10 protein-coding genes are annotated in these 12,330 nt (G+C 68.1%); 7 read left to right on the top strand and 3 right to left on the bottom strand.

What is annotated here, in order from left to right:
- The first annotated feature begins 16 nt into the window (after window positions 1-16).
- Window positions 17-628 (top strand): hypothetical protein, encoded by a 612-nt coding sequence (locus tag K6L26_RS18695; RefSeq protein WP_076212437.1) that lies wholly within the window; start codon window positions 17-19, stop codon window positions 626-628.
- A 4-nt stretch (window positions 629-632) separates the two neighbouring features.
- On the opposite strand, the gene gabT is transcribed toward K6L26_RS18695, so the two are convergent.
- A complete protein-coding gene (gene gabT / locus K6L26_RS18690) occupies window positions 633-1,973 on the bottom strand; it encodes a 4-aminobutyrate--2-oxoglutarate transaminase (protein ID WP_221851122.1) in 1,341 nt (446 codons plus the stop codon).
- 161 nt (window positions 1,974-2,134) lie between these two features.
- Here gabT and yajC point away from each other — a divergent pair, with 161 nt between their 5' ends.
- The 6 genes from yajC (at window position 2,135) to K6L26_RS18660 (ending at window position 10,279) form a co-directional block, all read left to right on the top strand.
- A complete protein-coding gene (gene yajC / locus K6L26_RS18685) occupies window positions 2,135-2,488 on the top strand; it encodes a preprotein translocase subunit YajC (RefSeq protein WP_019347651.1) in 354 nt (117 codons plus the stop codon).
- 72 nt (window positions 2,489-2,560) lie between these two features.
- The gene (gene secD, locus K6L26_RS18680; RefSeq protein WP_221851121.1) at window positions 2,561-4,399 is read left to right on the top strand and encodes a protein translocase subunit SecD; all 1,839 of its coding nucleotides are present in this window, start codon (window positions 2,561-2,563) and stop codon (window positions 4,397-4,399) included.
- A 4-nt stretch (window positions 4,400-4,403) separates the two neighbouring features.
- Window positions 4,404-5,681, top strand: coding sequence for a protein translocase subunit SecF (gene secF / locus K6L26_RS18675; protein WP_085140544.1), 1,278 nt, complete (start codon window positions 4,404-4,406; stop codon window positions 5,679-5,681).
- Between the two features lie 5 nt (window positions 5,682-5,686).
- The gene (locus K6L26_RS18670; protein WP_085140543.1) at window positions 5,687-7,354 is read left to right on the top strand and encodes an ABC transporter substrate-binding protein; all 1,668 of its coding nucleotides are present in this window, start codon (window positions 5,687-5,689) and stop codon (window positions 7,352-7,354) included.
- Window positions 7,351-7,887: an adenine phosphoribosyltransferase gene (locus tag K6L26_RS18665; protein WP_019345892.1), complete on the top strand. Its 537-nt coding sequence runs from the start codon at window positions 7,351-7,353 to the stop codon at window positions 7,885-7,887. The genes K6L26_RS18670 and K6L26_RS18665 overlap by 4 nt, the downstream gene beginning before the upstream one ends.
- Before the next feature lie 40 nt (window positions 7,888-7,927).
- Window positions 7,928-10,279: a RelA/SpoT family protein gene (locus K6L26_RS18660; RefSeq protein ID WP_036387801.1), complete on the top strand. Its 2,352-nt coding sequence runs from the start codon at window positions 7,928-7,930 to the stop codon at window positions 10,277-10,279.
- A gap of 45 nt (window positions 10,280-10,324) precedes the next feature.
- On the opposite strand, the gene K6L26_RS18655 is transcribed toward K6L26_RS18660, so the two are convergent.
- Window positions 10,325-11,314: a peptidylprolyl isomerase gene (locus tag K6L26_RS18655; protein WP_043368849.1), complete on the bottom strand. Its 990-nt coding sequence runs from the start codon at window positions 11,312-11,314 to the stop codon at window positions 10,325-10,327.
- A 13-nt stretch (window positions 11,315-11,327) separates the two neighbouring features.
- Window positions 11,328-12,203, bottom strand: a complete 876-nt coding sequence (locus K6L26_RS18650; protein ID WP_064896995.1) for a peptidylprolyl isomerase — start codon at window positions 12,201-12,203, stop codon at window positions 11,328-11,330.
- Window positions 12,204-12,330 lie beyond the last annotated feature (127 nt).

Below are 12,330 nucleotides of genomic sequence, written 5' to 3'. Positions count from 1 at the left end.
TGTCAAAGGAGGCATCATGACCGAATTCGATACCCGCGGCGGCCGGCTACGCATGCGCCGCAGCCGTGGTGCTGCCAGCGGCCTTTTGCTGGTTCTACTCGGAATCTGGGGTGCGCTGATCCCGTTCATCGGACCGTACTTCGACTTCGCCTTCACCCCGGACCAAGCCTGGGTGTGGACCTCGGCGCGCGGCTGGTTGGAGGTGCTTCCGGGTGCTGTGACGGCGCTGGGTGGCCTGCTCCTGCTGGCTTCGGGCAACCGGGCCACGGCCCACTTCGGCGCCTGGTTGGCCGTTCTCGGTGGGGCGTGGTTCGTGGTCGGCCGAGCGCTGGCCGGGCCGCTGGGCCTCGGCGACGCCGGGATGCCGATAGCCGTGACCGACGCCAAGCGGGTGGTGCTGGAGCTGGCCTACTTCTCCGGCCTCGGCGCGCTGATCGTGTTGCTGGGCGCCATGGCGGTCGGTCGGTTGTCGGTCCGCAGCGTGCGTGACGTCGAATACGCGCAGCGGCCCGTCGCCGCGACCGAGCCGGTTGCGGTCGCGGAGGCGCCACGGACCGAAGCCGTCGCCGCACCTCGACGCCGGGGCTGGGGCGGAATGTTCGGTGGCCGTCACACCCACGCGCACTAGCGCCTCAAAGGTCGCGCAGGATCAGCTCGAGCACATCGAGCCCCTCGATGAGCAACTCGTCGCTGATCGTCAGCGGCGGCAGGAACCGCAACACGTTCCCGTAGGTGCCACAGGACAGTACGATCACCCCCGCAGCGTGGGCGCCGGCGCACAGCGCCTTGGTCAGCTCCGCGTCGGGGGTGATGGTGCCGCTCTTGACCAGTTCGACGGCGATCATCGCGCCTCGGCCGCGCACGTCGCCGATCCGGTCGTCCTCGGCCTGCAACCGGCCCAGCCGGTCTTTCATGAGCTGCTCGATGTGCCGCGCCCGGTCCACCAGTCCGTCGGCCTCGATGGTCTCGATGGTCGCCAGCGCGGCCGCGCACGCGACCGGGTTGCCGCCGTAGGTTCCGCCCAACCCCGAGACATGCGGCGAGTCCATGATCTCGGCCCGCCCGGTGACCGCGGACAGCGGCAGGCCGCCGGCGATGCCTTTGGCGGTGACGATGAGGTCGGGGTCGATGCCCTCGTGTTCACACGCGAACATCGCCCCGGTCCGGGTGAACCCGGTCTGCACTTCGTCAGCGATGAACACCACGTTGTTGTCGCGGCACCACCCCAGCAGTGCAGGCAGGAACCCGTCGGCCGGGACGATGAACCCGCCCTCGCCCTGAATGGGTTCGATGATCACCGCGGCCAGATTGTCGGCGCCGATCTGCTTTTCCATCACGTCGATGGCCCGTTTGGCGGCGAGCGCACCGTCGGTGGCCAGCTCCTTGCCGAACTCGGCATCGCGGAAGGGGTAGGACAGCGGGGCCCGGTAGATCTCGGGAGCGAACGGACCGAAGCCGTGCTTGTAGGGCATGGCCTTGGCGGTCAGCGCCATGGCCAGGTTGGTGCGGCCGTGGTACGCGTGGTCGAAGGCGACGATGGCCGGTTTGTGGGTGTACGACCGGGCGATCTTGACCGAATTCTCCACGGCCTCGGATCCGGAGTTGAACAAGGCCGACCGCTTCTCGCCGCGCACCGGTGTCAACCGGTTCAGCTGCTCGCAGACCGCCACGTACTGCTCGTACGGCGTCACCATGAAACAGGTGTGGGTGAAGTCGGCGGCTTGGGCCGCCACGGCCTCGACCACGCGCGGCGACGAGTTGCCGATCGTGGTGACGGCGATGCCCGAGCCCAGGTCGATGAGCCGGTTGCCGTCGACATCCTCGACGATGCCGCCACCGGCCCGGGCGGCGTACACCGGCATGGTGGTGCCCACTCCGCGGGAGACGGCAGCCGATTTCCGGCCGATCAATGCCGCGGATTTCGGGCCCGGAATGGTGGTGGCCAGATGGCGGGACTGCTCGGGATGGCTCAACACTGCCTCCTCGATACTCCACGGGCGGCGACGGCAACAACGCGTATCGAGCCTAGCCGCGGGGGCGGTCTGTCGGCGGCGAATGGGGTGGTGGTGGTCGGCGGCGGTATCGTGGCCTCGGTCGCCCTGACATTCGACACAACACGAAAGACATAACTGACATGGATCTCGTCATTTTCCTGCCCCTGCTGATCGTCATGGGCGCGTTTATGTTCTTCGCGTCGCGTCGTCAGCGCAAGGCGATGCAGGCGACCATCGACCTGCACAACTCGCTGCAGATCGGCGATCGTGTGCACACCACCTCGGGTCTGCAGGGCACGATCACCGGTATCACCGACGACAACGTCGACCTGGAGATCGCCCCGGGCGTCGTCACCACCTGGATGAAGCTCGCGGTGCGCGACCGCATCGAAGAGGACACCGAGGTCGACGCGGACGCCGATGAGTCGGCCGGCGCGACCGAGTTGACCGAGAGCACCGGTGTCACCGACACCGACGGCCTCAAAAAAGACTGACCGCAGCACACCCAGCACAAGCACGTACCCTTTGCGGTGCTGACGAACTGATCTCGAGGAGACCCTAGAAACGTGGCATCGTCTTCGGCGCCGGTGCATCCTGCGCGCTACCTGACACTTTTCCTGGTCCTTCTGATCGGCGTTTATCTGCTGGTGTTCCTCACCGGCGACAAGCAGGCCAAGCCCAAGCTCGGCATTGACCTGCAGGGCGGTACCCGGGTGACGCTGACCGCGCGCACCCCGGACGGCTCGACGCCGACCAGAGAGGCGCTCAACCAGGCCCAACAAATCATCAGTGCCCGCGTGGACGGTCTCGGCGTCTCGGGCTCGGAGGTCGTCATCGACGGCGACAACCTGGTGATCACCGTTCCCGGCAACGACGGCAGCGAGGCCCGCAACCTCGGCCAAACCGCCCGTCTGTACATCCGCCCGGTGGCCCGTGCGGTGCCGGTGGCGCAGCTCAAGCAACTCGCCGAGGGTGGCGTACCGGGAGCGCCGGGTGCGCCAGGGGCCCCGGGCGCACCAGCCGCGCCGCCCGCACCGGGTGCGGTGCCGGGCCTTCCCGGTGCGATTCCGGGGCAGGCCCCGGGAGCTCCGGCCGAGGCGCCCGCGGCCCCGCCGGCCGGCGCACCTGAGCCCGCACCGCAGCCGCGCCCGTACCCGCAGGATCCCGCGCCGACCCCAGCCGAACCGACCCCGGCACCGGCACCCGCGCCGGCTCCCGGTGAGCCGGCGCCGCCACCCCCAGCTCCGCAGCCGGCGCCGCCGGGTGCTCCCGGCCAGGTCAGCGAGGCGCAGACCCGGGCCGCGCTGATCACCCTGGCGAAGACGATCCGCCAGAGCACCAATCCGATGATGCAGATCCAGGCGATCATGGAACGCGCCCAGAACTGCGACAAGGATGACGTGCTGGCCGGCAACGACGATCCGAAGTTGCCGCTGGTGACGTGTTCCACCGACGGCCAGACCGTGTACCTGCTGAGCCCGTCGATCATGAGCGGCGAGGAGATCGAGAACGCCACCTCCGGCCTGAACCAGCAGCAGGGCCAGTATGTCGTCGACGTGACCTTCAAGAGCGGGGGAGCCAAGACCTGGGCCGACTTCACCGCGGCCAACGTGGGCACGCAGACGGCGTTCACACTCGACTCGCAGGTGGTCAGCGCCCCTGAGATCCGCGAAGCCATCCCTGGCGGCAACACCCAGATCACGGGCCAGTTCAACTCGGACACCGCCAAGGAACTGGCCAACGTACTCAAGTACGGGTCGCTGCCGCTGTCGTTCGAATCGTCGGAAGCCGAGACCGTTTCGGCGACCCTGGGCCTGTCTTCGATGCGGGCCGGTCTGATCGCCGGTGCGGTGGGCTTGGCGGCGGTGCTGCTGTACTCGCTGCTCTACTACCGGGTGCTCGGTCTACTGGTCGCCCTGTCGCTGGTCGCCGCCGGCGCAATGGTTTTCGCCATCCTCGTGCTGCTCGGCAGATACATCGGATACACGCTGGACCTCGCCGGTATCGCCGGTTTGATCATCGGCATCGGCACCACCGCGGACTCGTTCGTGGTGTTCTTCGAACGAATAAAGGACGAGATCCGAGAAGGCAGATCCTTCCGGTCGGCGGTGCCCCGAGGCTGGGCGCGCGCTCGCAAGACGATCGTGTCCGGCAACGCCGTGACCTTCCTGGCCGCCGCGGTCCTGTACTTCCTGGCGATCGGCCAGGTCAAGGGCTTCGCGTTCACCTTGGGGTTGACCACGATCCTGGACATCGTGGTGGTGTTCCTGGTGACCTGGCCGCTGGTGTACCTGGCCTCCAAGTCCCCGACGATGGCAAAACCAGCCTTCAACGGTCTCGGCGCGGTGCAACAGATCGCGCGGGAACGCCGGGAGGCTTCGCATGCGACCGCGGGACGGGGATAAGCACATGGCAGCAAAAAACGACACTGCAGCTGACGACGTCAAGGACACCGCGGTGGAGGCGCCGAGTATCGAATCCACGGCTGCGGCACTGCCGAAGCACGGCTTCTTCGTCCGGCTCTACACCGGCACCGGCGCCTTTGAGGTGATCGGGCGCCGCAAGCTCTGGTACGCGATCAGCGGCGTCATCGTCGCGGTGTGCGTCGCCAGCATGGTGCTTCGCGGGTTCACCTTCGGTATCGACTTCGAGGGCGGCACGAAGGTGTCGATGCCGTCGGCCGGTTCCGAGGGAGTTGTCTCGGTCCAGCAGGTCGAGGACGTCTACAGCAAGACCCTGAACCGGGCGCCCGAATCCGTGGTGCTGGTCGGCAGCGGCGACTCGGCCACTGTCCAGATCCGTTCGGAGACGCTGTCCGAACCGGAGATCGAACAACTGCGGACCGCGCTGTTCGACGAGTTCCACCCCAAGGGCAGCGACGGCCAGCCCAGCAAGCAGGCGATCAGCGACTCGAAGGTGTCGGAGACCTGGGGCGGCCAGATCACCGACAAGGCGTTGATCGCGCTGGTGGTGTTCCTCGTGCTGGCCTCGATCTACATCGCCTGGCGGTATGAGCGCTACATGGCGATGGCGGCGATGGCCACGCTGGTCTTCGACCTGGTCGTCACCGCCGGCGTCTATTCGCTGGTCGGGTTCGAGGTCAGCCCGGCCACGGTGATCGGCCTGCTGACGATCCTGGGCTTCTCTCTCTACGACACGGTGATCGTGTTCGACAAGGTCGAGGAGAACACCCACGGCTTCGAGCACACCACCCGCCGGACGTTCGCCGAGCAGGCCAACCTCGCCGTCAACCAGACGTTCATGCGCTCGATCAACACCAGCTTGATCTCGGTGTTGCCGATCGTGGCGCTGATGGTGGTCGCGGTCTGGCTTCTCGGGGTCGGCACGCTGATGGATCTGGCCCTGGTCCAGCTGGTCGGTGTCATCGTCGGCACCTACTCCTCGATCTACTTCGCCACGCCGCTGCTGGTCTCGCTGCGCGAACGCACGGAATTGGTGCGCAAGCACACCAAGCGGGTCCTCAATCGCCGGGAGAAGGGCGCCAAGGCGGCGACCTCCACCAAGGGCGCGGCAGACGCCACCGACACGGCGGATGCGGACGACGCCGGTGCCGAGACGGTGACGGCTTCGGTCGCCGCCGAGCCCGCACCCGACAAGCCGGCACCCGGTGCGCGACCGGCCTCACGGACCGGACGTCCGTCGGGCAAACGGAACACCCGGCGGTAAACCGCATGGTTCAGTGGCGGGGCATCGCCCGGGCCCGGACGGCGGTGACGGCGGCGGCGCTGTCCATGGTCACCGCGATGGGGCTGGCGGCGTGTTCGGGCAGCTCGGCCGACGAGATCGACTACGCCGTCGACGGCACCCTGACCACCTACAACACGAACACGGTGGCCGGGGCCGCGTCTGCCGGTCCACAGGCCTTCGCGCGGGCGTTGACGGGCTTCGCCTACCACGGCCCAGAGGGCCAGGTGGTCGCCGACAACGATTTCGGCTCGGTGTCGGTGGTCGGCCGCGCTCCGTTGGTGCTCGATTACGTGATCAGCGACAAGGCGGTCTATTCCGACGGCAAGCCGATCACCTGTGACGACCTGGTGTTGGCGTGGGGCGCACAATCCGGGCGCTTTCCCGGTTTCGATGCCGCCAGCCGGGCGGGTTACCGCGACATCGCGTCCGTTGACTGCGCACCCGGCCAGAAGCGGGCCCGGGTGTCGTTCGCCCAGGACCGCGGATTCCTCGACTACGGGCACCTGTTCGCGGCGACGTCGCTGATGCCCTCGCACGTCATCGCAGACGAACTCGGTCTCGGTGACGGGGGTGTGACGACCGCACTGCAGAACGGCGACCAGCCGACGATCGACCGGATCGCCAAGGCATGGAACACCGTGTGGGATCTCAAGCCCGACCTCGATCTGAAGAAGTTCCCGTCGTCGGGTCCGTACCGGATCGACTCGGTGTCCGAGGACGGCGTGGTGGTCCTGGTGGCCAACGACAAGTGGTGGGGCACCCCGGCCATCACCAACCGGATCGCGGTGTGGCCACGCGGAGCCGACATCCAGGAACGGGTCAATCAGGGTTCGTTCGACGTCGTCGACATCGAGTCCGGATCATCGGGCCTGCTGAACCTGCCTGAGGATTACGTCAGCATGGAGAGCCCGTCGGCCGGTATCGAGCAGCTGATCTTCGCGCCGGGTGGGCCGCTGGCCGCCCCGGCAGCGCGGCGGGCCGTGGCACTGTGTACCCCCCGGGACGTGATCGCGCGCAACGCCGCGACGCCGATCATCAACTCGCGGCTCAGCCCGGTCAGCGACGACGCATTCAGTGCGGCCGAGAACGTCGGTGAGGCAGCGCAATTCGGCGTGGCCAATCCCGATGCCGCCCGGGCCGCCCTCAACAACAAGCCGCTGACCGTCCGGATCGGTTACCAGACACCCAACGCCAGACTGGCCGCGACGGTGGGTGCGATCGCGAAATCGTGTGCGGCAGCGGGCATCACCGTTCAGGACGCCGGATCGGCGACCGCCGGGCCGGTGGCCTTGCGCAACAACGAGCTCGACGGATTGCTGGCCGGCACGGGCGGGGCCGCGGGCAGCGGCTCCTCGGGTTCGTCGGCGATCGACGCCTACGCTTTCCACTCCGCCAACGGCAACAACCTGCCCGGTTACGCCAATGAACGGGTCGACGGGATCATCGATGCCCAGGCCGTCACCAACGATCCCAAGGAACTGGCCCGGCTGGCGGGGGAGGGCGCCCCGATCCTCTGGAACGACATGCCCACCCTGCCGCTGTACCGCCAGCAGCGCACGGTGCTGACGTCGACCAAGATGTATGCCGTGAGCAGTAATCCGACTCGCTGGGGCGCAGGCTGGAACATGGACCGCTGGAAGCTGTCCACATGAGCGAGGACACCGCCAGGGTTTCGGAGCTGGTCCGGAAACTGATTCGGGAGGTTCCCGACTTTCCCGAGCCAGGTGTGCAGTTCAAGGATCTGACCCCGCTGCTGGCCGACGCCGAGGGTTTGGGGGCGGTGACCGACGCGCTCGCCGCCACTGCCGCCGATGCGGATCTGGTCGCGGGACTGGACGCGCGGGGGTTTCTCCTGGGCGCTGCGGTCGCGACCCGGCTGGGCGTGGGTGTGCTGGCGGTGCGCAAAGGCGGGAAGCTGCCGCCTCCGGTGCACAGCGTCACCTATCAGCTCGAGTACGGCAGCGCGACGTTGGAGATCCCGGCCGACGGGATTGATATCGCCGGTCGCAATGTTGTGATCATCGACGATGTCCTGGCCACCGGCGGGACCCTGGGAGCGGCACGGCAGCTGCTCGAGGCGAGCGGGGCCAACGTGCGCAGCGCCGCGGTGGTGCTGGAATTGACGGCCCTGGGCGGCCGCGACATCGTGGCGCCGCTACAGGTCACCAGCCTGCACACGGTGTGAGGGATATCCTCGAACTCTCGGAGGTTGAGCGGAGGTGACGATGGCCGGCGATACGGGTACGGACGCGACGGCGGGCCAGGCGGTGCAGTCGCCCCCGGCGCTGCCGGGTACCACGGGACCCGACGCCACCAAGACCAGCGCCTCCCGGCGGGTGCGCGCGCGGCTGGCCCGCCGGATGACCGCGCAGCGCAGTGCGGTCAACCCGGTGCTGGAGCCGCTGGTCGCCGTTCACCGCGAGATCTATCCGAAAGCCGACCTGCAGCTGCTGCAGCGTGCCTACGACGTGGCCGAGCAGCGTCATGCCGACCAGCTCCGCAAGTCCGGTGATCCCTACATCACCCACCCGCTGGCGGTCGCCAACATCCTGGCCGAGCTCGGCATGGACACCACGACGCTGGTCGCCGCGCTGCTGCACGACACCGTGGAGGACACCGGCTACACCCTGGAGGCGTTGACCGCCGAGTTCGGTGCCGAGGTCGGCCACCTGGTCGACGGGGTCACCAAGCTGGACAAGGTGGTGCTCGGCTCGGCAGCCGAGGGCGAGACGATCCGCAAGATGATCATCGCGATGGCCCGTGATCCTCGGGTACTGGTGATCAAGGTGGCCGACCGGCTGCACAACATGCGCACCATGCGGTTCCTGCCGCCCGAGAAGCAGGCCCGCAAGGCCCGGGAGACGCTGGAAGTCATTGCGCCCCTTGCGCATCGGCTCGGGATGGCCACGGTCAAGTGGGAGCTGGAGGATCTGTCGTTCGCGATCCTGCACCCCAAGAAGTACGAGGAGATCGTGCGGCTGGTCGCCGACCGGGCGCCGTCACGCGATACGTACCTGGCCAAGGTGCGTGCCGAGATCGGTGTGGCGCTGAGTGCGATGAAGATCAACGCGGTTGTCGAGGGCAGGCCCAAGCATTACTGGTCGATCTACCAGAAGATGATCGTCAAGGGCCGCGACTTCGACGACATCCACGACCTGGTCGGCGTCCGGATCCTGTGTGACGAGATCCGGGACTGCTACGCCGCGGTCGGCGTCGTGCACTCGCTGTGGCAGCCGATGGCGGGCCGGTTCAAGGATTACATCGCCCAGCCGCGCTACGGGGTCTATCAGTCCCTGCACACCACGGTCGTGGGCCCGGAGGGCAAGCCGCTGGAGGTGCAGATCCGCACCCGCGACATGCACCGGACCGCCGAGTACGGCATCGCCGCGCACTGGCGTTACAAAGAAGCCAAGGGCCGCAACGGAGTTCCGCATCCGCACGCCGCCAGCGAGATCGACGACATGGCCTGGATGCGCCAGCTGCTCGACTGGCAGCGGGAGGCCGCCGACCCCGGCGAGTTCCTCGAGTCGTTGCGTTACGACCTTGCGGTACAAGAGATCTTCGTCTTCACCCCCAAGGGCGACGTGATCAACCTGCCGGCCGGCTCGACCCCGGTCGACTTCGCCTACGCGGTGCACACCGAGGTGGGGCACCGCTGCATCGGTGCCCGGGTCAACGGGCGGTTGGTCGCGCTGGAGCGCAAGCTGGAGAACGGTGAAGTCGTCGAGGTGTTCACCTCGAAGGCGCCCAACGCCGGGCCGTCACGTGACTGGCAGACCTTCGTGGTGTCGCCGCGCGCGAAGGCCAAGATCCGGCAGTGGTTCGCCAAAGAGCGGCGCGAAGAGGCCCTGGAGTCCGGCAAGGATGCCATCGCGCGGGAGGTCCGCCGGGGCGGACTTCCGTTGCAGCGCTTGATCAATGCCGATTCGATGGCTGCGCTGGCCCGCGAGTTGCGCTACACCGACGTCTCGGCGCTCTACACCGCGGTCGGTGAGGGCCACGTCTCGGCGCGCCACGTCGTGCAGCGTCTGCTCGCCCAGTTCGGCGGCGACGATGCGGCCGAGGACGAGCTCGCCGAGCGGTCCACCCCGTTGACCATGCCGGTGCGCCAGCGCAGCACCGACGACACCGGTGTCGCGGTGCCGGGAGCCCCGGGCACCCTGACCAAGCTCGCCAAGTGCTGCACACCGGTACCGGGCGACACCATCATGGGTTTCGTCACCCGCGGTGGCGGCGTCAGTGTGCATCGCACCGATTGCACGAATGCGGCGTCGCTGCAACAACAGTCAGAGCGCATCATCGAGGTGAACTGGGCGCCGTCGCCGTCGTCGGTGTTCCTGGTGGCCATTCAGGTGGAGGCGCTGGACCGGCACCGGCTGCTCTCGGACGTGACGCGGGTGCTGGCCGACGAGAAGGTCAACATCCTGTCGGCGTCGGTCACCACGTCCAACGACCGGGTGGCGATCAGCCGGTTCACCTTCGAGATGGGCGATCCCAAACATCTCGGCCACCTGCTGAGTGTGGTGCGCAACGTGGAGGGCGTGTACGACGTCTACCGCGTCACCAGTGCGGCCTGACCCGCGCCTGCTGGTCAGCCGGCGCGGGCCTGCGCCGGGCCAGGGTCAACCCACCATCGCCGATTTGATCGTTACCGGTGTGGCGGGCCGGCCGTCGTCGCTGCCGTCGACGACCCCGTCGGCCGCGATCGCGTCGAGGGTAGCCAATCCCGTCCGGTCCACGGTGCCGAACACCGTGTAGGTCGGCGGCAGCAGGGAATCCTCGTACACCAGGAAGAACTGGCTGCCGTTGGTTCCCGGACCGGCGTTCGCCATGGCCACGGTGCCGCGCGGGTAGACCACCGGTTGCTTCACCGCTGGGTCGGAGAGCCGGTACTGGTTGGTCGGGTACTCGTTGGGGAAGCGGTAACCGGGCCCGCCGGTCCCGCTGCCCGACGGGTCACCGCATTGCAGTGTCGCGAGGTCTCCGGTGGTCAGGCGGTGGCATCCGGTGCCGTCGAAGAACCCTTGCGCGGCCAGGCTGGCGAAGCTGTTCACCGTGCACGGCGCCTTGCCGTTGGCCAGGATGAGACCGATGCTGCCGCGATCGGTGACGATCCCGGCTTCGACCGTGGCGGGTTCGGTTGGCACCGTACCGGTGCGGGGCGGGACCGTCGGCCGAGTCGCCGGTTCGGTGGTGGCCGGGTACTGGCAGTTGGCACCCAGGTTCCGCGGCGGTGCGAACGCGGGCAGCTGCCGGTCAGAGCCCGGGGTCGCCGTATAGCGGTCCTGTCGGGGCATGTTCTCGGCGGCTTCGACCACGACGAAGGCGAACACCACGGCCAGCACCACCATCACGGCCGCCAGCGCCGTCATGACGTACCCGATGACCAGGCCGGAGATCGCGATGCCACGACCCTGTTCACCGCTGCGTTTGAGCTGCGACAGCGAGATATGGCCGAACAGGATTCCCAGCGGTGCGAACAGGACGGCACACACCAGTGAGGCGACCGCCATGCTGTTGGTGTGGGCGGGCGGGGGAGGCCCGGCCGGATAGCCCACCGGGTGAGTGGGGTGCTCCGGCCGGTATCCGCCGTAAGGGGGCGGGAAGGTCAACGCCTCGGCGACCCTAGTCCAGGGCCACGGACTTCAGCTGGACGTCGAGCGCCGGCTTACCGTCCGGTCCGCCGCCGGCCACGCCGGCCGCCGCGATCTTGTCGAGAGTGGCCAGACCGGTGTCATCGATCTTGCCGAACACCGTGTAGTTCGGGGGCAGCTGCGAATCCTGGTAGACGAGGAAGAACTGGCTGCCGTTGGTGTTGGGCCCGGCATTGGCCATCGCCACGGTGCCGCGCGGGTAGACCACCGGCTTCTCCAACGCCGGGTCGCCCGGCTGGAACTGGTTGGTCGGGTACTCGTTGGCGAATTGATAGCCGGGGCCGCCCGTGCCGCTGCCCGACGGGTCCCCGCACTGCAGCACCGAAATGCCGCTGGTGGTCAGCCGGTGGCACGGGGTGTCGTTGAAGTAGTTCTGCCCGGCCAGGCTCGCGAAGCTGTTGACCGTGCAGGGGGCCTTGCCGTTGTCCAGCAGCAGACCGATGTTGCCCTGGTTGGTGACCACGCTGACGCTGACGGTCTTCTCGTCGGTGGGGATCTTGCCGGTGCGGGGCGGGGTGTTCGGCTTGCTCGCCGGCGCCGCGGCCGGGTACTGGCAGTTGGCGCCGAGGTCGGCGGGTGCGACGAAGGCGGGCAGCTGGCCGTCGCCGGCCGGCTGCGCCTGAGCTCCTGACGTGGCGGTGGTGGTATCCGCGGAGGCAGTGGTATTGCCGGAGTCCTTGCCGGTGAAGACGAACGTGGCCACGACGGCGCCGATGACCACGAGCGCCCCGACGACGGTGCCCACGATGGTCACGATGCGTCGTTTGCGTTCCTGGGCGGCGCGACGTTCAAGCTGACGCTCCAGCTTGCGCTTGGCCGTCGCACGCCGTTGTTCGTTGGTCGGCACCGCGGCAGTCCTCCTTGTTGGCGGTTGAGGTTGGCAACGAGTCTGCCAGGCGAACCTGCGCGGCGGTGCCGCGACCCGCGGCAGCCGCAGGTCGCGGCGCATGGGGGACGGCACCACGTGGGAAACT

This window comes from Mycobacterium farcinogenes (assembly GCF_019739075.1).
GTDB lineage: Bacteria > Actinomycetota > Actinomycetes > Mycobacteriales > Mycobacteriaceae > Mycobacterium > Mycobacterium senegalense.
This window is presented reverse-complemented; position numbering and strand designations above follow the sequence as displayed.

Excerpts from the sequence above, each read along its gene's own strand:
- K6L26_RS18665 (WP_019345892.1), top strand. The coding sequence starts at position 7,351 with ATGAGCGAGGACACCGCCAGGGTTTCGGAGCTGGTCCGGAAACTGATT.
- K6L26_RS18660 (WP_036387801.1), top strand. The coding sequence starts at position 7,928 with ATGGCCGGCGATACGGGTACGGACGCGACGGCGGGCCAGGCGGTGCAG.
- K6L26_RS18670 (WP_085140543.1), top strand. The coding sequence starts at position 5,687 with ATGGTTCAGTGGCGGGGCATCGCCCGGGCCCGGACGGCGGTGACGGCG.
- secF (WP_085140544.1), top strand. The coding sequence starts at position 4,404 with ATGGCAGCAAAAAACGACACTGCAGCTGACGACGTCAAGGACACCGCG.
- yajC (WP_019347651.1), top strand. The coding sequence starts at position 2,135 with ATGGATCTCGTCATTTTCCTGCCCCTGCTGATCGTCATGGGCGCGTTT.
- K6L26_RS18695 (WP_076212437.1), top strand. The coding sequence starts at position 17 with ATGACCGAATTCGATACCCGCGGCGGCCGGCTACGCATGCGCCGCAGC.